This is a genomic window from Acidobacteriota bacterium, from assembly GCA_040754075.1.
In the GTDB taxonomy this organism is placed as follows: domain Bacteria; phylum Acidobacteriota; class Blastocatellia; order UBA7656; family UBA7656; genus JBFMDH01.
In genome coordinates this window covers 1-21179 of sequence record JBFMDH010000048.1, presented here as the reverse complement: position 1 = coordinate 21179, position 21179 = coordinate 1, and the positions used below count along the sequence as shown (strand labels likewise).

Below are 21179 nucleotides of genomic sequence, written 5' to 3'. Positions count from 1 at the left end.
CAGATATGAAATTTTCTAATATTTATCAATTCATCAACTCTCAGGTTGAAAAGTACGGTAATCAAGCCGTTTTTTACGAGCGTCGTCAAAACACCTGGCAACCGATAACCTGGAATGAATTTTTCACTCATGCGGTTGATTTCGCCTGCGGATTAAAAGCCCTTGGATTCACCGAAAATAACTCGGTCGGTGTTTTCATGAGCAACCGACCGCAATGGGCATATGCGGATGTCGGGACGATTATCGCAGGCGGCATCAGTGTCGGACTTTACCCAACCAGTTCCGCAGAACAGTGTGAATTCATCATCAATCATGCCGATGCCGAGTTTGTCGTGGTTGATAGCAAAGACCGACTGGAAAAAATATTAAGCATTCGCGGTTTGCTTCCGAACCTGAAAAAAATCATTTGGGTTACAGATGAAATAACCGACGACTCGCAAGGTATCACGAGCTTTGACAAACTTCTGGCAATCGGGCGAAATCAAAGCGCGGAATGCAAAAACCGCGTCATTGAATCGGCAACTCAAACCTCCGCCGAAGCCATTGCCATCATGGTTTACACATCGGGAACCACAGGTCAGCCCAAAGGCGCTTGTCTTTCGCATCGCTATGTCATCAACAGCGCCCAATCGGTGGTCGAGTCGCTCAACTTACAAAGCAGCGATACAGGTTTTTCATATCTTCCCTTCTGTCATGTCGCCGAACGCATCGCAGGGTTTTATACACGCCTGTATGCGGGAACCATCGCCTATTTTGTTGATGATGTCGCGAACCTTTATTCCTATATGCTCGAAATCAAGCCGACGATATTTGCCAGTTTGCCGCGTTTCTTTGAAAAGATTCACGCGCGAATTATGGCTGATGTCGAACAATTCCCGGAGGGCGAGCAACAACAATTTATTCATGCTTTACAGGTTGGAAAGATCCTCAGCCGTTTGCAGCAAAACGGTGAACCCGTGCCGCAAGATTTATTCAACCAACACCAAAGAACCTCCCAGCTTCTATCCGAAAAAGTCAAACAATACACCGGAGGCAACATTCGCATGATGACTTCGGGCGGCGCGCCTCTACCGGTAGAAATCGGAGAATTTTTTGATGCGGCGGGGGTGCCGATTCTGGAAGCTTACGGGTTAACTGAAAATGTTTGCGTGGCATTCAATCGCCCGGCTCATCATCGGTTCGGAACTGTTGGCCCGGCGATGGTCGGTTGTGAAATTCACCTCGCCGATGATGGAGAAATTCTCGTGCGCAGCGACATGATGTTCAGCGGGTATTACAAGGAGCCGGAAAAAACCGCTGAAATGTTTAAAAACGGGTGGCTGGTCACAGGTGATTTGGGGGAACTTGATGATCGCGGTTTTTTGAAAATCACCGGGCGCAAAAAAGAATTAATCATCACCTCAACGGGAAAAAATATCGCGCCTCTGGTGCTTGAAAACAGGTTGAAAGAGCATCCGCTCATCAGCCACGCCATGATTCACGGTGACGGTAAAAGTTATCTCGTGGCGCTGATTACCTTGAATCAGATTGAACTCGAAGAATATGCCAAAATAAAAGGCATTGATTTTCAAACTTACAGCGAATTAACCGAAAATCCGGAGGTTCGCTTGCTGATTCAACAACAGGTCGATGCGATAAACTTGCGAGTATCGTCAACCGAGGCGATAAAAAAATTCGTTATTTTAAGCCATGATTTAAGCCTTGAAGCTGATGAAATCACCCCCACCTTGAAAGTAAAACGCAACATTGTAACGATGCGATACAAAGAATTGCTTGTAAGTTTATATCAATGACACATGTGTTGCGAAGATGTAACCGGCAAGCTTTGACAATCTCAAATTGAGGATTTATTCTTAGGGTTCATTCTACCCGTTGAATGCCGCAGACCGGTTGCCCTCTGCGGCTAATTTATTATCAGGAGAATTAAGTTGAGCGAAGCGTATAGACCCATCATTGGAATACCCTGTCGGTATAATTGGAATAATAATTATTACGAGTTGCGCGAAACCTACCCGGAGGCGATTTATGCAGCAGGGGGGACGCCTGTCGTACTTCCGCTCATTCCCGAAATGGATTACATCAACACGATTATGAACCACATTGATGCGATCTGTTTATCGGGTGCTATCAGTGATGTTGACCCATTGCGTTATGGGCATGAGCCGAAACAGGGTTTAGGTCCGGTAGTTCCCAAGCGTGATGACCTCGATTCAATGTTGATGACCGTAGCGGAAGCGCGACGGTTACCGATTCTGGCAATCTGTTTTGGCATTCAATCGCTCAACGTTTATCGCGGTGGAACCTTGATTCAAGACATCGCCACGGAAATCAAAGGCGCGCTCAAACATATGCAGGGCGATTTATTCTACCGTCCGTCGCATTCGGTGACGATTACCGAAGGCTCGCTGCTTGCCAAACTCGCCGATGGCAATAAAACGTTCGTCAACAGCCATCATCATCAAGCGATTGACATCGTCGGCAAAAATCTGGAACCGATTGCCTGGGCAGCCGATGGCATTATCGAAGCCGTGGTTGACCCGCGTCCCGACCGTTTCGTTCTCGGCGTGCAATGGCACCCGGAAGTCGGCTGGCAAAACGATAATCTGTCAAAAAATATTTTTAACCTGTTTATCGAAAAAGCCCGTGAACGACGTAATGAATTGAACAAAGATGCCACTGAAAAAGAGACTGCCACCTCGGCTCGATAAACCAATCGCCTAATTTTGCTGATGAAACCGGGGGATTAAGTAATCAAACTTACGACTCCGGTTTTATTGCTTTTTATCCCGCCAAAAGTCAAACTACGAATCGTTATGACCAAGAAAAATCGTTTCACTCTGGCGCTCCTCTGTACGGGGCATTTTATCAGCGATGCTTATTCAAGCCAGATTTACCCCTTGTTGCCGCTGCTTGGTGAAAAACTGGCGCTTTCAACCGCACAGGTTTTCTGGCTTGCGCCGCTCTATGCCATCACTTCATCAATCTTGCAGCCGGTTTATGGAATTATTTCCGACCGCTATGCCCGACGGTTTTTCGCGGTCTTCGCGCCAACCATCACGGCAGTTTTTGTATCCTTAATCGGACTCGCGCCATCTTATGGAATCTTAATTGTGCTGTTGATCGGCGGCGGATTTGGTATCGGCTCTTTTCATCCGCAATCGGCAGCCATCGCCTCCGAAGCCGCATCTGAACGGCGCAGAATCGGAATGGCGATTTTTTCAGCAGCGGGCACCATCGGTTTTGCTTTCGGGCCATTTATCATCACCCGTTTCGTATCGGCATTTGGATTGGATAAAGCCTATTACACCATGTTTGCAGGCATATTAATGTCTGCGGTGTTATACAAATTTTGCCCGCCACTCTCTGAGCAAAAAAAGGCGGTGACAGTTACACCATCGAATAAAAAAGTAAAATCGGAATTGCTCATCGCTTTAAAAGCCGCGTGGCAACCCTTATTGATGCTTTATCTGATTACGGTGATTCGTTCCGGTTTACAGATGACGACCAATAATTACTTGCCGTTTATGTTAAAAGAGCAAGGCTTTGGGTTAAATCAAATCGGCAATGCCATGACGATTTTTTTAATGGCGGGCGGCATCGGCGGACTGGTTGGCGGCATTCTTGCAGAACGATTTTCGGGACGATTCGTTACCCTGACATCCGGGATACTGGCAGCCCCGTTGATGGTCGGCGCATTTTTAACCACAGGTTTTTTGAGTATGGTTTTGCTCGCTCTCGGCGGGTTCGTTTTATTGTCAACCATTCCGGTTAATGTAGCGATGGCGCAGGAACTCGCGCCTACACAGACCAGTACGGTTTCGGCTTTGATGATGGGCGCAGCCTGGGGAGTGGGCGCGCTTGCGCCTCAGGCGCTTCGTCCGGTTGCTCAAGCACTGGGGTTTCAAAAGGCGTTAATTTACGCCTCTATCGCCACGCTATTGAGTGCGGTTTGCGCATTTTTTTTACCTCGCGAAGAACATTTACAAACGGTCGTTCATGAGGCTGAACCGGTTATCGCGACCGGTGATTGATATTGCGTCAATCAATGAATCGTTACTTGCAACCATTCTCATTCAAAAGCTGTTTGCGCCAATGACGCCAAACGCGCCTTCATCGAAATCGCATCTGTAGCCATTTGAGGTGATGGCTTTGCCGGATGCGGTAATTTCCAATGTACACATGCCGCTCCACAATCCGCCTGCCGAGCCTGCGGATTGAGAAATAACTGCCGTTGCTTTGGAACCTTTTTTGCCCCAGATGTCATCAATGACGGCGACATGTTTTTCTTTCTTTCCTTTATATTGCACCAACACATCAAGCGGTTGAACGTCATCAATGGATTGGCGTTGGGGTCCGCGCTTCAACTCAGCTTTGTTCCAATCAACGCTCGTATGCCATCCGGTCGCCGGATAGTTCACTTGAAAAAAGCCACCGACAAAACTGTTACAATCGACGCCCATATAATCGTTCACAAATTTTTTCAATGTCGGTACGCTTGTCCAGGTAACCGGACGATACATCCCCTTGCAACCAAAAGCTAACCAGAAATCCACCAGATGGAGAAACCGTGAATAACTTTCCGGTGTACCTTTGCCGTTAAAAGGCGCAAGAACTTTTGTCCAGCTATATTGAATTCGTCCATGAGGATGTAACCTTGGGTCAACGAACCATTCTCCCTGTTGATAGGGTTCACCGGTTTCCCTACTTTTGCTGAAGCGGACAAACGATTGCAGTTTGTTAAACACCTTACTTTTATCGCCATTGCGGTCTGTGCTGCCGGACAGATAACGCTTTACGTTGATATATTCAACATCTCCTCTCACGGTTGAGACCGGAATATCGAAAAAACGAAATAAATAACCATTCGGGTTTTCGGCCATGTTAATCTCCTTTCAAGGTGAGGATGGTTGTACTGACGTTGAGTAGTGGTGAGCCTGTTGGTAAAAAAATAACGCCACAAATTTCAATAGAGTTGCTAAACTCTATTGAAATTCGTGGCGTTGCAATTCGTGAGTTAGTTTAAATTGTGCCAGGTTTCGTTATTGCTCTCATCGGATTCGCTGACCACTTTGGTCGAGTCAATATTGAGTTTGAAGGTTGTCTCTTTCAAAGCGACATTTTTAGGTAAAATTTGATCCACATAAATCAAAACCCATTCGGCTTTTCCGGGTGCAATACTCGGCACCTGAATTTCGGTTTCGCGACCGACCGGCGTGCCATTAATTTTGCGAACCGTTAATCGCAAGACATTCGCCTGCGCTACGGCATTTCCATAATTGGCAATTTGCACTCTTAACGCTTTGGTTTCGTTTGGTGGGAATAGAAACTGGCGCACTTTCAAATCCGCCTGCCCGACCGGCGTGTCAGCAATATCATCCGGGCTTTCGCCTGCCGACAGACAAACCGCGTTCGACTTGTACACCCGATTCAATTTTCTATCCGTCATCACCACTTGAACGCAACCTGGCGGTTCTTCATTGGCTTTTACGGCAAACCACAGGTTTTCCATATCTGCTGATTGACTCAGCGAACAAAACCCATAGATTCGCTTTCCGCTGTTTGCCTCTACAATATCAACCCAGGTTCTTGAAGCGGCGGTATTTTTTCCGCACGCCGGAAGTTCGGGAGCCGGTTGAAATAGCGTATCTGGGAACAAGTCATGGTTTTTCACACGCAACTCATAACGCACGAAATTTTGCCCGTTATTTTGCAGAATATTTTTTCCTTTTAATTTTATTTTAGGCTGCGGAATATTTTTGGGAATCAATTCATCGGTCACCGGTTTAATGCGGGTTTGGGCTGTTATCAAATTGCCGGTAACCATCAAGGCTAACACAGTCGTTGCCACCAACTTTTTCATTACAGTTCTCCTTAGTTTTCTCGATTAATGATTAGGTTTTTATTTGAGCTATTCCTGTTGTCCCACAAATTCAAACGCAGGAAAGCGATTATCTTTCCCTCACGAGAATTTTGATTGATGCCTTGCGTATGCATCCGACGAAAAATTTCAACCGGCATCGTTGATGTGATAGACTCTCGCCAAAATCAATGCTTATGATTAACCTGACTGGAAAAACCGCAATCATCACAGGCGCATCTCGCGGCATCGGTGCAGCCACCGCAATTCTTTTCGCCAAAGCGGGTGTTGACGGACTGGTGATTAATTACCAGCGCGATAGCGACGCCGCTTCGCAAATCGCCAAACAATGCGAAGCCTATGGCGCACGGGTGTTAATGGTTCGGGCGGATGTTTCGCGTCCTGCACAAGTTGAAAAAATGTTTAATCAAACCCTGAAAAAGTTCGGTAGAGTGGACATTCTGGTCGCTAATGCCGGCATCTGGAAAGGTGCGCCGATTGAATCCATGACCGAAGCCGCGTGGGATGAGATGATGGACATCAATCTGAAATCCATCTATGCCTGTTGCCAGCAGGCGGCTCGCGCGATGCTCGCCCAAAAACGCGGCACCATGATTTTGATTTCATCCACCGCCGGACAACGCGGCGAATCATTTCATTCACACTATGCAACGACCAAAGGCGGCATCATTTCAATGACCAAATCCTTAGCGGCGGAACTCGCGCCGCGCGGTATCACAGTCAATTGCGTTGCGCCCGGTTGGGTGGCAACCGATATGACCGAAGAAGCGTTGCGCGATAGGAAAACCATTCGCAAAATTCGCGAGTTGATTCCCATTGGACGAGTTGCCACCCCGGAAGAGATTGCCGGGCCGGTTCTCTTCCTCGCCTCAAGTCTCGCGGCTCACGTCAACGGCGAAATCCTCAACGTCAATGGCGGCATGATATTGTGCGGGTAAAAAATTTTTACCGTTAGTTTTAATTGGCATAAAAATCAAAGTTGGATAACAATAGATTGACCCAGACCACAACTCCTTATCAATTTTGGTAAATCTACGGCACACCTGAGAACTTTATCGTGTTGCTGAATCTACGAGGTGAATATGAAAAACCCCATCCGTTCGTTTCTGATTGTGGCTGCCTTAATCGTGACTTCGATTGCGCCTTTCGCACATGCTCAAAGCGATACGCGGTTGAAACCGCCCATCGCCAAAGCGGTCGCCAAAGTAACCGAAATTCATGGCTACAAATTGACCGATAATTATTTCTGGCTGCGCGAAAAATCAAACCCCGAAGTCATCAAATATCTTGAAGACGAAAACGCTTACACCCAGACGGTGATGAAGCCAACTGAACAGCTTCAGGAAACCCTTTACAAAGAGATGCTCGGTCGCATTAAACAAACCGATTTGAGCGTTCCCTATAAAAAGGGCGGTTATTATTACTACACCCGAACCGAAGAAGGAAAACAGTATCCTTACTTCTGTCGCAAAGCCGGAAACCTGGAGGGAAAAGAAGAAATTCTTCTCGACCAGAATAAACTTGCCGAAGGTCATTCCTATTCAGGCATTGGCGCATTCAATGTCAGCGATGATGGCAACTGGCTGGCTTATTCGCTCGATACCAACGGCTATCGCCAGTACACCCTGCATGTGAAAAATTTAAAAACCGGCGAATTGTCGAATGAAAAGATTGAACGCGCCACGGCGGTGGTCTGGGCAAATGATAACCAGACGCTTTTTTATGTCACCGAAGACCCGGTTTCCAAACGTCACGATAAATTCTGGCGGCATACGGTTGGCTCGGATAAAAACGAATTGCTGTACGAAGAAAAGGACGAGCTATTTGACATCAGCGCCTCGCGTTCGGATGACGAAAAAATTATTTTTCTTGCAGCTTTTTCAAAAACCTCGACCGAATATCGCTACCTGCCAGCCAATCAACCCGATGGCGCATTCAAAGTTATCTTGAAACGTGAATCGGGTCACGAATATTCGGTTGAACATTACGGCGATAATTTTTATATCCGCACCAAAAAAGCCGCGAAAAATTTCCGCATCGTCACCGCGCCGGTAAACGACCCGCAGGAAAAAAACTGGAAAACTTTCATCGCTCACAATCCGAACATCAAAATCGACGGCATCAGCTTTTTTGTCAATCATTGTGTGATTTCGGAAAAAGAGGGCGGACTCAATCACCTTCGCGTCATTGATTTAAAAACTCATCAGGCGCATCGCATCTCTACACCCGAATCCGATTACGCGCTGTTTGTCGGCAACAACCCGGAATTCAATACTTCGACCTTGCAATTCGGTTATCAATCAATGGTCACGCCGCCTTCAACCTTTGATTACGATATGAACACGCGGCAGCGGAAACTCTTAAAACAGCAGGAAGTATTGGGCGGATATGATGCCAAGCAATATGTCGCGGAGCGCATCTGGGCAGTGGCACGCGATGGAACGAAAGTTCCCGTTTCAATCGTTCGCCGCAAAGATGTGAAGTTGGATGGTAAAGCGCCGATGTTGCTTTACGCCTACGGTTCTTATGGCGCTTCGATGTTTCCGACATTTTCATCGAATCGTTTGAGCTTACTCAATAGAGGGGCGATTTATGCAACGGCATACATTCGCGGCGGTGGCGAACTCGGTGAAGATTGGCGCGAGCAGGGGCGAATGATGAAGAAGTTGAACACCTTTTATGATTTCATCGACTCAGCCGAGTATCTCGTCAAACAGAAATACACTTCAAAAGACCGTCTGGTAATTCAAGGCGGCAGCGCCGGCGGTTTACTGATGGGCGCAGTAACCAATATGCGACCGGATTTGTTCAAAGCCGTCGTCGCGCAGGTGCCTTTTGTCGATGTGATGAACACCATGATGGATGCGTCATTGCCACTGACGACCAGCGAGTATCTCGAATGGGGCAATCCCAACAACAAAGGCGAATTCGATTATATGTACAAATATTCGCCCTATGACAACGTCGCTAAAAAGAATTATCCGGCGATGCTGGTTCAGGTTTCTTTGAATGACAGTCAGGTTCCTTATTGGGAAGGCACAAAATTCGTCGCCAAATTGCGGGTAATGAAAACCGATAATAACCCACTGCTTTTGAAAACCAACATGGGCGCGGGTCACGGCGGCGCATCCGGTCGTTACGATGCCTTACGCGAAACGGCGTTCACCTATTCATTCATGCTCTGGCAGATGGGCTTGGCGGAAGACAAAGCTATGTCGAAAACCGCAATGCCTACGCCTTCAAATTAACCAGCGTGGGTTGAACTAATTTTCAACGATTCAAGAAGCGGCGAAATCCATTTCCAGATTCCGCCGCTTCTTTTTTTTCAACGGAAGAAAAATGAAATCGAGCGCGTCTAACAACTGACTTATAAAATTAACGGAGGTATCTATGAATCATCAGACTTCACGCATCGCCAGCCGTAGACAATTTATCAAAGTCGCCTCTTTTGCCGTCCCGGTATTTCCTTCTCTATTGTTTGGCGCATTGAAATGCAACAACTCGCCGCTAAGTGTTGCGCAACTGCAAACTAAAGTTGGTGGCGGCTGTGATGGTTGCGAATTGATTTACGAAGGAATGCCGAAAGAATTGCATTGGCAGACCAAAATCACTCCCGCGTCGGAGCCGGGCGAACCGCTCGAAATTAGTGGCATCATTTATCAGCGCGATGGCAAAACGCCTGCGCCGAACGTCATTCTTTATGTCTATCACACCGATGCGAAGGGTTATTATTCGCCCTTTCCGAATCAAACACCTGGTCGTCGTCACGGACACTTGCGCGGTTGGATGAAAACCAACGCCAAAGGCGAATACCAGTTCACCAGCATACGCCCTGCGGCATATCCGAACCGCCCGTTCCCTGCACACATTCACCCGATTATCAAAGAGCCTGACAAAAATGAATACTGGATTGATGAGTATGTCTTCGATGATGACCCATTGTTGACCAAAGCAGAACGCGGCAAAGTTCATAATCGCGGCGGCTCAGGCATCATGTATCTCAAAAAACAAAACGGCGTGTGGGTAGGCAAACGCGACATTACTTTAGGTTTAAATATTCCCGATTATCGCTAAATTAAATGATGCCGAGGGGTATGTAAAAAGGGAGTCTTCACATCCTCCACGCATCTCTCTTAATTCTTTTTCTTCGTTGAGCGCCAGCCGTGCAACTGTGATATAACTCTCCCTCCAATTCTTCTAAACAAAAAACCAGCCTGGAAACTTGCGAAAGTAACCGGCAAGATTTTCGCAGTGGAATCAAATTTAATCTCCCCACCTTTATCAGGAGGTACAACCTTGATAAACAATCACCTCCGCAGATGCGATGAATGGTTGTCGCGCTGATTACTTTTTCAGGTTGAATGGGATTTTTTAAAGGAGCTACTGTGATTCGTAAAACCTACCCACTCTTTTCACTTCTGTTTGTTTGCCTTTTTTATCAAGGCGTTTTTGCCAGTCAGCTTGTTGATGCAAAAGTCGAAACCAAGCTGGTGCTGAGTCCGGTTGAATATGCCGCATTGTTACCGGATGGATATGAGCAAGCGAAGGATTTGCCTTTACTCCTGTTTCTGCATGGCGGTGGCGGAGATAAAAGTTTCCTGACACGTATGCGCCCAATCTTCGATGAGATGTGGAAAGCCGGAACCTTGCCCCCGATGGTGGTCATTACGCCGAGCGCAGCACGGTCATTTTATATGGATTACAAAGACGGTTCTCAGAAGTGGGAGACTTTCATCGTGACAGAATTTATTGAACATCTGCGCGCAAAATTTAAGGTCACACGCGAACGTCAGGCAACCCTGCTATCGGGGATTTCGATGGGTGGCATGGGAAGCTTGCGACTGGCATTTAAGTACCCCGAAAAATTTGGCGCGGTGGCGGCATTGGAACCCGGCATTGACCCGGTGCTCAAATGGAAGGATTTGTCATCACGCTATAAATTTTATCGCGGACAGGATTTGATGGAGACGATTTTCGGCAAACCGTTTGATGAGGCTTATTGGGAAGCCAACAATGTCGCTACGCTTGCCACAGTGAAAGCCGACAAATTGCGCGCAGCGAATTTGAGCATATACATCGAAGCCGGCGATGAAGATTTGTTTTACCTGCACGAAGCGACGGAGTTTTTGCATCGCATCTTGTGGGATAAGCAGATTGCACACGAATATCATCTGGTTCGCGGCGCAGACCATGTCGGGCGCACCATTCGTCCACGCGCGATTGAAGCGCTGGGATTTATAGCGCGCTATCTGAATCCTCCGCCACCAGACCCGGAAGTGGAAGCCGCTCGCAAACGACTTGCCCCCCTGAAAAATGCCTTTGAAAAGAAACCTAAATAGCGAGTAAAAATTAGTAAGGGGCACAAAATTTTCAAATACCGGATGTAATGAGGTGTTTATGAAAGTTATAGAATTTCAGGTCAACCGAACCAAACATCGAATGGAAATCGACACTGAGCGCCGTTTGTTGAACGTGTTACGTGATGACCTCAATCTGAGCGGCACGAAATATGGTTGTGGCGAAGGTCAATGCGGCGCTTGCACCGTGCTGGTTGACGGGCAACCGATGCGCGCTTGTATTACCCAGGTTGCTGCGGTTGCCGGTAAACAGGTCACCACCATCGAAGGACTTGAACAGAACGGGCGTTTGCATCCCTTGCAGCAAGCCTTTATTGAAAACGGCGCAATGCAATGCGGCTATTGCATTCCCGGCATGATTATGTCCGGCGTTGGCTTGTTAGGTAAAAATGCCAAACTTACCGATGCGGAAATCATTCGCGCGATGCAAGGCAACATTTGTCGTTGCGGAACCTATCCGCGCATTGTCGCAGCGATTCGCCAGGCTGCCGGTGTAAAGAAAGGAGGTGGGCGATGAGGCAGAAAACCAAAGACAAATCGCCACTCGCGCCAGTCATAACACCCAATCTTGAACCACCAATCGAACCCGACCGCTACGAATTAAGCGAATTGCCGCTTTATCATTTCGAGATAGCACGCCGCGATTTTTTTAAGACTTTAGGTGGCGGACTGGTGATTGCCTTTACACTGAGCGAGGCACTCGGTCAGCAGGAATCCGGCGGCAGGCGGCGCGGTGGCGGCGCATTGCCACAAGATATCGGCTCGTGGCTGCACATCGGCGAAGATGGCGCGGTGACGGTTTACACAGGCAAAGTAGAAGTCGGGCAGGATATTCGCACATCGCTATCACAAGTCGTCGCCGAAGAGTTGCGCGTTCCCATTGCTTCAATCCGTTTGGTGATGGGCGACACCGATTTGACGCCTTACGATGCTGGAACATTCGGCAGTCTGACGACCCCCAATATGAGTCCGCAACTGCGACGCGCAGCAGCCACAGCGCGCGAATTGTTGATTGATTTGGCTGCGGAAAAGTTAAAAACCGAGCGCACTTCTCTGCTGGTTCGTGATGGCAAAATTTCATCTACGATTACGAAACAATCAATAAGTTTCGGGCAACTCACCAGGGGGCAAAAGCTGATGAAGACCATCGCTCAGGGTGTGACGCTCACATCACCTACAGCCTGGAAAATTGCCGGGAAGCCCCTGCACAAAGTGAATGCCCGCGACATCGTCACCGGCAAACATCAGTACACGACAGATATAAAACTTACAGGGATGCTGGTCGGCAAAATATTACGCCCGACCGCATTCGGCGCAAAACTCAGTTCAATCGACACGAAAAATGCTGAGCGTATAACCGGCGCGACAGTTGTGCGCGATGGTGATTTCGTCGGCGTCACTGCGCCCGATTTACAAGTGGCTTCACAGGCAATTGCAGCAATTCGCGCCGAGTGGGAAACCACGCCGCAGGTTTCCGCAAAAGACCTGTTTACCCATTTGAAAAAGATTTCTACCGACACCCGCCCAAATTTCGTTCGTGGTTCACTCGAAGAAGGCAAAGCTATAGCTCATCAAAAATTAGCACAAACCTACAACATCGCTTACATTGCCCACGCGCCACTCGAACCGCGCGCGGCGGTTGCCGAATGGAAAGACGGTAAGCTCACGGTCTGGACGGGCACTCAACGACCGTTCGGTGTCCGCAGTGAACTGGCAAACACTTTTCATCTGCCGGAAGAAAAAGTGCGCGTGATTGTCCCGGACACCGGGTCAGGTTACGGCGGCAAACATACCGGCGAAACCGCAATTGAAGCCGCGCGTCTGGCGAAAGCCGCAGGCAAACCGGTCAAGTTGGTGTGGACACGCGAAGAAGAATTCACCTGGGCATATTTTCGCCCGGCAGGCGTGATTGAAATTAAAAGCGGCGTGTCGCAGGATGGAATAATTACTGCCTGGGAATTTCACAACTATAACTCTGGCACCGCCGGCATTCGTCCGGTTTATGATATTCCGCACCAACGCATCGAATTTCATCAAGTCAATTCACCGTTACGGCAAGGCTCGTATCGGGCACTGGCATCGACGGCAAATCATTTTGCTCGCGAAGTCCACATTGATGAACTGGCGCTCAGTTTAAAACTCGACCCGCTGGAGTTCCGACTAAAAAATTTAAAGGACGAACGTTTGCGCGCCGTTTTAGCAGCCGCAGCTAAAGCCATCAATTGGGATAAAATTAAAACCGCATCGGGTCGCGGGTATGGCATTGCCGGAGGATTCGAGAAAGGCGGTTATGTAGCCAGTTGCGTAGAAGTTTCAACCGAAACCAACACCGGCAAGATAAAAATTGAGCGCGTCGTAACCGCGTTTGAATGCGGCGCGATTGTCAATCCAGATGGTCTGAAAAATCAGATTGAAGGGTCAATCATTCAAGGGCTGGGCGGAGCGCTTTTTGAAGCAATCGATTTTGAAAACGGTAAAATTCTCAATCCGCGGTTTTCGCGTTACCGGGTGCCGCGCTTTGATGATGTGCCAAGGTTGGAAACCGTCTTGCTCGACCGCAAAGATTTGCCATCGGCAGGCGCGGGCGAATGCCCGATTGTGGCACTCGCCCCGGCAATCAGCAATGCGATTTTCAATGCTTCGGGAATTCGCCTGCGGTCATTGCCACTGGTTCCTGATGGCTTGAAGGTATCAGAAGCAACCAACACGCAGCGGTAATCGTGACCGGTTGTTTTCTCTTTCGCTGGACTAAATCGGTTTGCAATTGCCTTTACTCAAAAATCGAGACGAGTCTTCGATTATGGAGTGCTGCGACAAGTCACCGCACTCCATACCAGTAATCTCATTTGCAAATGGCTCTAAACCAGAAATCAAGACATTGGCACACTCGATGTTGAAAAATGCCGATAAACCGGGCTTATTCTTAATCTGTCGTGTACCAAGCTTCTGCATCCCGGTTTAGTTCGTCTTTTGATTACCCAAATCAGCGCCTGCCGATGCCGAATACTTTTCTCAAGATTTCCGAAGTCCTGGCAATCGGGTCGCGGCGAATGCGTCGTTCTTCATCTGCCATCAGTAGAAACAAGCCATCTAAAGCCTTCTGCGTCACATACCCATCAATGTCTGTTGCTTCTTTGCCCGCGAGGCTGGCAATCGGGCCCGCTTGTTTAATTAAATTTTTATACTGCGCAGTGACCCCGACCTCTTCGGTGAATTTCCTGACGACAGGTAAAAATTTTGCGCGTAAATTTTCTTCACTGGTTTTGCGAAAAAACTGGGTCGCCGCATCATCGGGTCCTTTAACGATGCGCACTGCATCGGTAAAGGTCATCTGTCTGGCGGCATTCTTAAACACCTCAACCGCAGCGGGAACCGCTTTTTCCGCCGCCCGATTCATCGCCAGTACGAAATCATCAGCGGCTTTTTTCTGTCCGATGAACCGCAAAGTTTTTTCTACGGTCTGCAGCGATTTCGGCATAGGGATTTTCACCCGGGGATTTTTATAAAAGCCATCCAGACGCCCCAATTCGTTTACCGCGTTGAGCGAGCCATTCAACAACACCTCGCGCAACGCTTTGGTGTTATCATCCTGAACCGAACTGGCGGGTGTTGACCGGTTTGACTTTGCCCGAACCGAAGCAGCATCATACGAAACGATAAGTATCATTGAAATCGCAAGCAGCAATTTGAGCGAGCGCATAAAATCATTCTCCTTTGATAACGGATTGAGGATTGCTCGAATAAGATGCAAACCAAAAGCTGAAAGGTTCACTCACTTATTTGTAAATGGGGATGCTTGTAAAACAGCTTAAATCTTGAAAGGAATCATGAAAAGTTGAAATGGCGAAAGTGAAACTTGGTTTAGAAGTTCTATTGGAATCGCGTGGCACATTACTCAAAGGAAAACGCATCGGATTAATCGTCAATCCGGCTTCAATCAATTCCCGATTCGAGCACGCCGCTGACCTGTTTTTTCATCACACGGAGATTAATCTCACAGCCTGTTTCGGTCCCCAACATGGGATTCGCGGAGAGACCCAGGATAATATGATTGAGTGGGAAACCTTCACCGATTCGCGAACAAGGCTGCCAGCCTATTCACTGTATGGCGAAACTCGAAAACCCACAGCAGAAATGCTCGCAGATGTGGATGCGCTGGTATTCGATGTTCAAGATGTCGGCACGCGGGTTTACACTTTCATCTACACGATGGCGCTGGCGATGGAAACTGCCCGCGAACACCAAAAACAATTCATCGTGCTTGACCGCCCCAATCCGATTAACGGCATTCATATCGAAGGCAATATACACGAACCCGAATTTCATTCCTTTGTTGGCATGTACCCTTTGCCCATGCGACATGGTATGACAGTCGGGGAACTCGCAAAGCTGTTTAATGAAGCGTTCAAAATCGGTTGTGATTTGCAAGTGGTGCGCATGGAAGGCTGGCAGCGTGAAATGTTTTTTGAAGACACCTGCCTTCCCTGGATATTGCCTTCACCGAATATGCCGACCGTGGATACGGCTGTGGTTTATCCCGGCGCGGTGATGTTTGAAGGCACCCTCTTATCCGAAGGTCGCGGCACCACCCGACCATTTGAAATCATCGGCGCACCTTATATCAATCCCTATGATTTGCATGATGAATTAAAAAAAGAGGAACTGCCCGGTGTGGTCTTTCGACCGGTATTTTTTCAACCGACGTTTCACAAATTCACGGGTGAATTATGCGGTGGATTGCAAATTCATGTGAATGACCGAATGCATTTCAAACCGGTCATTACCAGCATTGCCATCATTAGCTGTATCAAACGACTCTACCCGATGAAATTCGGCTGGAAAGAACCGCCTTATGAATATGTGTTCAATAAACTGCCATTCGACGTGATTAACGGCAGCGCCAGTATCTGCGAACATATTGAAACGGGAACGCCAATCAGTCAAATCGAAGCCGGTTGGCGCGCGGGTTTAGAAAATTTTGCCCGGATACGAAACGCTTACCTGCTTTATTGAAAATTGAAATCGCTTTGAGGAAATAGATAAGACTGGTTAAGCTTTAAACACATGGAAACGCTGGATACTTATTTGGAGTGGGCTGAAAAATCACACGGGCATATGTGCGCCGGGCAAGTTTTAGGCGTACGCATGGCGATGCTCGGTTGTGAAAAAATCGGCATCAGTGACCCGCGCCATTCTGAGCGCAAAGAGATTCTCGTGTTCGTCGAAATTGACCGTTGCGCTGCCGATGCCATCAATACAGTAACCGGTTGTCGTTTGGGAAAGCGCACCTTGAAATATCATGATTATGGCAAACTTGCCGCCACGTTTTTGAATTTAAAAACCGAAGAAGCCATTCGCATTGTCGCGCTCGATTCGGCAAGAGATGCAGCAGACCAAGCCTTCCCTGAAATCGCCAACAAATATCAGCGGCAATTACAGGCGTATAAAATTTTACCCGACGAAAAACTTTTCAAAGTTGAGCGCGTCAAAGTTAGTGTTCCTATCGAAGACCAACCTGGTCGTCCAGTCTCGCGGGTGATTTGCGAAGCTTGTGGTGAAGGCATTAACGACCATCGCGAAATCATTAAAGACAATCGGGTGTTGTGCCGCCCGTGCGCCGGCGACGCCTATTTCACCAGAATCTGAAAGAAAATTTATCGTGCATCCAGCCAATCAATTGCCTGACAATTATCCGAATCAATCCGGTCACCAACCCATCTATCAATCGTTCCCGTCGTTAAATCCCAAACCCCGACTACAGATGAAACCGCGCATCATTGCCATCTTGATATGTCTGGCTAGTTATTTTATCGCCTGTGTTTTACCTGTCCTTGAGTTTATCAAAGAAGATGGAACCTCGTATTCGGATGGATTGATGCGCGGGTTTGCCGCGCTGGTTGCCGGTTGGGCAGCCGTGTTTATCGGTCAGTTCGCCTGGCTGGCAAATATTTTCTGGGCGCTATCGTTGCTTTTTCTTTTATTCAGAGGCTGGATAGCCTCAGTCCTGTGTTCGCTATTCGCTATCGTGGTGGCTTTGCAAACTTTTATGCTTTTTTCGCAAAAAGTGCCCGCTAATGAAGGGGCAACATTTTATTTGCAATTAAAAGAAATCAAAATCGGGTTCTATTTCTGGCTGGTCAGTTTTCTGGCAGTCACCGTTTGCGCGCTGGTCTTACGAACGCGAGATCGCGCATTGCAACGGTCAATCAATTTTTAGCGGTGTGTGAAGAAAGGGCTTGGCATCTTTGCCTGAATAATCCGCGACGATATGACCATCGCCGATTAATTTATATTTGTAAGTGACCAGTCCATCCAATCCCACGGGACCACGCGGATGAAGTTTATGGGTGCTGATGCCGACTTCGGCTCCAAAGCCATAACGGAACCCGTCGGCAAAGCGCGTCGATGCATTTAGAAATACGCCTGCGGAATCGACTTCGGCAAAAAATTTTTCAAAGGTCGATGGGTCTTCGGTGATGATGGCATCCGTATGCCTTGAACCATACCGATTAATATGGGCGATGGCTTCGTCAATCGAAGCGACGGTTTTAATCGATAAAATCAAATCGTTATATTCGGTTCGCCAATCTTCTTCGCTGGCTTCCTCAACATTTTCAAGGGCGAATTCGAGAATGTCTTTGGCGGCACATCGAATCTCAACATTTTTTTGTTGAAGCGCGGGAATCACCGTCGGCAAAAATTCTCTGGCAATATCGCGGTGAATCAATAAGGTCTCAGCCGCATTACACACAGAAGCATATTGGGTCTTCGCATCAATGGTAATTCGTAAAGCCTTTTGCATATCGGCGGCGCGGTCAATATACACATGACAGATACCTTCCGCATGACCGAGCACCGGAATGTTGGTATTTTCCTGAATATATTTCACCAGCGAATTGGAACCTCTCGGAATAATCAAATCGACAAAACCCTCGGCTTTTAAAAGCGTCCGCACATCTTCGCGACTTTCCAACAGAAATAAACATTCGGCAGGTAAACCCGCCTCTGCTATGGCTTTTTGAATGGTATTAAATAAAATGCGATTGGAATGTTCAGCCTCGCTGCCGCCTTTAAGCAACAGGCTATTGCCGCTCTTAAATGCCAGCACAGCGATTTGCACCAACGCATCAGGACGCGATTCAAATATCACGCCGAGAACGCCTATCGGACAATTGACGCGATAGAGATTTAAACCTTCATCAAGTTTTGTCGCTAAAGTAATTTTTCCGACCGGGTCTGCAAGCGCCGCAACCTGTTTGACGCCTTCGATAATTTCCGCAAGTTTAGTTTCGTCGAGTTTCAAGCGACGAAACATCGCATCGGACATTTCACCCGATTCAACCTGTGGTCGAACATTTTCAATATCCTGTTGATTGGCTCGTAAAATTTCCGCCTGATGGAGCTGGAGTTTTTGGGCTATCACTTCGAGCAAATGGTTTTTCTTTGCTGTTGAAAGTTGCGCGAGAATACCTGACGCCCGTTTGGCTTCGCGTGCCAGTTCGATGACCGATTCAGTTTTATTTACAGTGCGCATAAAGTTATTCGATAAAAACCACCGGGTTAAACAAATGCGAGATTATCACGGGTAATCAACGCATCATAATTGCGGTTTTCAATTAATTCATCAATTTTGGATGAATCCAGACCGGATATTTTTCTCGCCTCATCACTCGAATAATTCACCATTCCGCGCGCAAATTCGCGGTCATTTTCATCAAGGATGCTGACCACATCGCCGCGTTCAAAATTTCCGCGAACCGCTACGACACCGGCTGAAAGCAAGCTGGCTTTGCGCTCAATCAACGCCTGTTTCGCGCCGCCGTTGACGACTAAAGCGGCTTTGACTGAGGTCGCAAAGGCAATCCATTTGCGCTTACTTGAAAGCTCCGTGTGAGGTAAAAACAAGGTGCCGATTGCTTCGCCGGAAAATAACCGTTTAATGACCTCTGGCGTTTTCCCGCTGGCGATGATTACCGCACAACCCGATTGCGTAGCGATGCGGGCGGCTTCGAGCTTGGTTTTCATGCCGCCGCGCCCGACATTGCTTTTTTCGTTACTGGCGAGCGCCTCGATTTCCGGTGAGATTTCGCGAACCAGAGGAATCAATGCCGCATCGCTTGAACTCGTCGGGTTGGCGGTAAACAATCCTTCAACATCCGTGAGAATCACCAGCAAATCGGCTTCGATTTTACTCGCAACCAGGGCTGAGAGTTTATCATTGTCCCCGAAGTTGACTTTAACGTAAGCAGGCGCTTCGTGAGTTTCAAGTTCTGCGGTTGAAACCGTGTCATTTTCATTGATAATCGGCAAAGCGTCGAGTTCAAGCAATTTGCCAACCGTCGAACGCAAATTCAGAAAGCGGCGGCGATTGGAAAAATCTTCTTCGGTCAATAAAACCTGCGCCGCGACAATGCCCAACCGATCAAAGGCATCCGCATATAATCCCATCAATCGCCCCTGCCCGATTGCTGCGCATGCCTGCCTGAGTGATAGCAGTTGATTGCCTCTGGCAATTCCCAATCGTTCAACGCCGAGACCAACCGCGCCGGATGAAACCAGCAAAACATCTCGCCCGGATTTTTTTATATCGGCAATGGCTTCAACAAACGAATAAAACCGGCTGAGCGCAAACCCCTTTTCTTCACGCATCAATACGGCAGTGCCGAGTTTGATCACCAGGCGTTTGGCATTGGTGACCAAAAGTTTTCGGATTGAACTGTCGGTATTCATCTTTACAACATACTTTCCATTGCGGTTTTTAACATTTGTTCAACATCGCCGAATTTATGCAAATAATCTTCGCGACTGCGGCGAATGACTTCGTGAGCCTCATCGCGCCCATAAATATTCGGCAATTCGACGATGGCTTTATTATCGCTCGGAACATTTTTATAAGTCAGAAAATAGTGGCGCAACGGTTCAATCAATGAAGGCGGGCAATCATCAATATCGCGCCACTCGCCATAAGTCGCATCGCCTTTCATCACCGCGATAATTTTGTCATCGGCTTCCGCTTTATCAAGCATACGAATGCCGCCGATGGGAATTGCCTGCAATAAAATATTGACGTGCGTGACCTCCCTTTGCGAAAGCACGCAGATGTCTAAAGGGTCGCCGTCCCCTTGAATTCCCGGACGATTCATTTGCGTTGAACAAAACTCGCCGATGCGGTCACCACAATAGGTTTGCGGAATAAACCCGTAAAGTGTCGGACAGATATTTGAAAATTTTTGCGGACGGTCAATTTTTAACAAACCGGTTTCTTTATCGAGTTCATATTTGATGGTGTCTTTGGGCATGATTTCAATATACACATTGACAATGTCGGGCATATTTTCACCAACCGACACGGCATGCCAGGGGTTGGGTTTAAACATGAGTCGCATCAACTCATAAAACTTTTCGGGATTTATATCCATCTATCTGTCATTCCCTTAACGAGGTTTTTGCACCATATGAGTCGCCTCACAAAATTCGCACATCACCAGTTTTGCATCATCCGAAGCTTCATAAAAAATCGTGCAACTGTCTTCATTACAATTTTGGCACGTCCACCGAACCGCCGGATATTCATCATGAATCATCTTGATTATTTCACCTGTCACTTCGTGTTGATAAGCCTCTGTCATAAGTTGACCTTACTGTGGTGTTTGAAAAGTTGTTTCCATTGCTCATCAAAATCAGCAATTTCAATCCTCATTTCCAGATATTCCTGCAACCTCCTTGAAATCGCAAGCGCCCGGTGATGTTCCACCAACAAATAAAATAGTCCGAAAAACCGGCATTAAATTGAATATTTTCAGCCGAACTGTTTAAAGTTTAGCGGCTTGGTTGATGGTGAAGGTCTTTCCCGCTATCGTCAACGTCCCGCTCCTCGCTACCCGGTTCGGATTCGCCGCTACTCCGTATTTCACTAACCCACTGCCACTGCCGCTACTGCCGCT

General features: G+C 47.7%; 18 protein-coding genes. 12 read left to right on the top strand and 6 right to left on the bottom strand.

The window, feature by feature from the left end; all coding sequences use genetic code 11:
• Positions 1–5: 5 nt before the first annotated feature.
• The 3 genes from AB1757_29770 to AB1757_29760 all read left to right on the top strand — a co-directional run bounded on the left by AB1757_29770 (position 6) and on the right by AB1757_29760 (position 4031).
• Positions 6–1793, top strand: coding sequence for an AMP-dependent synthetase/ligase (locus AB1757_29770; protein ID MEW6131255.1), 1788 nt, complete (start codon positions 6–8; stop codon positions 1791–1793).
• Between the two features lie 135 nt (positions 1794–1928).
• On the top strand, positions 1929–2708 hold the full coding sequence (locus AB1757_29765; GenBank protein MEW6131254.1) for a gamma-glutamyl-gamma-aminobutyrate hydrolase family protein: 780 nt from the start codon (positions 1929–1931) through the stop codon (positions 2706–2708).
• A gap of 105 nt (positions 2709–2813) precedes the next feature.
• Positions 2814–4031, top strand: coding sequence for an MFS transporter (locus AB1757_29760; protein ID MEW6131253.1), 1218 nt, complete (start codon positions 2814–2816; stop codon positions 4029–4031).
• Positions 4032–4073: 42 nt separating this feature from the next.
• Here AB1757_29760 and AB1757_29755 read toward each other — a convergent pair whose 3' ends face one another.
• Together AB1757_29755 and AB1757_29750 are read right to left on the bottom strand one after the other, a co-directional pair.
• The gene (locus tag AB1757_29755; protein ID MEW6131252.1) at positions 4074–4880 is read right to left on the bottom strand and encodes a hypothetical protein; all 807 of its coding nucleotides are present in this window, start codon (positions 4878–4880) and stop codon (positions 4074–4076) included.
• Between the two features lie 134 nt (positions 4881–5014).
• Positions 5015–5860, bottom strand: coding sequence for a CARDB domain-containing protein (locus AB1757_29750; GenBank protein MEW6131251.1), 846 nt, complete (start codon positions 5858–5860; stop codon positions 5015–5017).
• A gap of 194 nt (positions 5861–6054) precedes the next feature.
• Between AB1757_29750 and AB1757_29745 the strand changes: the two genes are divergently transcribed.
• The 6 genes from AB1757_29745 (at position 6055) to AB1757_29720 (ending at position 13953) form a co-directional block, all read left to right on the top strand.
• The gene (locus AB1757_29745; protein ID MEW6131250.1) at positions 6055–6816 is read left to right on the top strand and encodes a 3-oxoacyl-ACP reductase family protein; all 762 of its coding nucleotides are present in this window, start codon (positions 6055–6057) and stop codon (positions 6814–6816) included.
• Between the two features lie 144 nt (positions 6817–6960).
• Positions 6961–9126 (top strand): S9 family peptidase, encoded by a 2166-nt coding sequence (locus AB1757_29740; protein ID MEW6131249.1) that lies wholly within the window; start codon positions 6961–6963, stop codon positions 9124–9126.
• A 142-nt stretch (positions 9127–9268) separates the two neighbouring features.
• Positions 9269–9952 carry an intradiol ring-cleavage dioxygenase gene (locus AB1757_29735; protein ID MEW6131248.1) on the top strand — a complete coding sequence of 228 codons (684 nt, stop codon included), beginning with the start codon at positions 9269–9271 and terminating at the stop codon, positions 9950–9952.
• Positions 9953–10263: 311 nt separating this feature from the next.
• Positions 10264–11217, top strand: coding sequence for an alpha/beta hydrolase-fold protein (locus AB1757_29730; protein MEW6131247.1), 954 nt, complete (start codon positions 10264–10266; stop codon positions 11215–11217).
• Positions 11218–11275: 58 nt separating this feature from the next.
• Complete coding sequence (locus AB1757_29725; protein MEW6131246.1) at positions 11276–11752, top strand: (2Fe-2S)-binding protein; 477 nt, start codon at positions 11276–11278, stop codon at positions 11750–11752.
• Positions 11749–13953, top strand: coding sequence for a molybdopterin cofactor-binding domain-containing protein (locus AB1757_29720; GenBank protein ID MEW6131245.1), 2205 nt, complete (start codon positions 11749–11751; stop codon positions 13951–13953). The genes AB1757_29725 and AB1757_29720 overlap by 4 nt, the downstream gene beginning before the upstream one ends.
• A 265-nt stretch (positions 13954–14218) precedes the next feature.
• Here AB1757_29720 and AB1757_29715 read toward each other — a convergent pair whose 3' ends face one another.
• Complete coding sequence (locus AB1757_29715; GenBank protein ID MEW6131244.1) at positions 14219–14935, bottom strand: DUF4197 domain-containing protein; 717 nt, start codon at positions 14933–14935, stop codon at positions 14219–14221.
• 140 nt (positions 14936–15075) lie between these two features.
• Between AB1757_29715 and AB1757_29710 the strand changes: the two genes are divergently transcribed.
• The 3 genes from AB1757_29710 to AB1757_29700 are packed head-to-tail and all read left to right on the top strand — an operon-like array spanning position 15076 to position 17452.
• Positions 15076–16248: a DUF1343 domain-containing protein gene (locus tag AB1757_29710; protein MEW6131243.1), complete on the top strand. Its 1173-nt coding sequence runs from the start codon at positions 15076–15078 to the stop codon at positions 16246–16248.
• 51 nt (positions 16249–16299) lie between these two features.
• Positions 16300–16881: an FmdE family protein gene (locus AB1757_29705; protein MEW6131242.1), complete on the top strand. Its 582-nt coding sequence runs from the start codon at positions 16300–16302 to the stop codon at positions 16879–16881.
• Positions 16882–16894: 13 nt separating this feature from the next.
• On the top strand, positions 16895–17452 hold the full coding sequence (locus AB1757_29700) for a hypothetical protein (protein ID MEW6131241.1): 558 nt from the start codon (positions 16895–16897) through the stop codon (positions 17450–17452).
• Here the strand turns inward: AB1757_29700 and AB1757_29695 are convergent.
• The 3 genes from AB1757_29695 to AB1757_29685 are packed head-to-tail and all read right to left on the bottom strand — an operon-like array spanning position 17438 to position 20654.
• A complete protein-coding gene (locus tag AB1757_29695) occupies positions 17438–18769 on the bottom strand; it encodes a glutamate-5-semialdehyde dehydrogenase (GenBank protein MEW6131240.1) in 1332 nt (443 codons plus the stop codon). The two genes, AB1757_29700 and AB1757_29695, sit on opposite strands and share 15 nt — an antisense overlap.
• 26 nt (positions 18770–18795) lie before the next feature.
• A complete protein-coding gene (proB, locus tag AB1757_29690; GenBank protein ID MEW6131239.1) occupies positions 18796–19965 on the bottom strand; it encodes a glutamate 5-kinase in 1170 nt (389 codons plus the stop codon).
• A 2-nt stretch (positions 19966–19967) separates the two neighbouring features.
• Positions 19968–20654 (bottom strand): inorganic pyrophosphatase, encoded by a 687-nt coding sequence (locus AB1757_29685; protein MEW6131238.1) that lies wholly within the window; start codon positions 20652–20654, stop codon positions 19968–19970.
• Positions 20655–21179 lie beyond the last annotated feature (525 nt).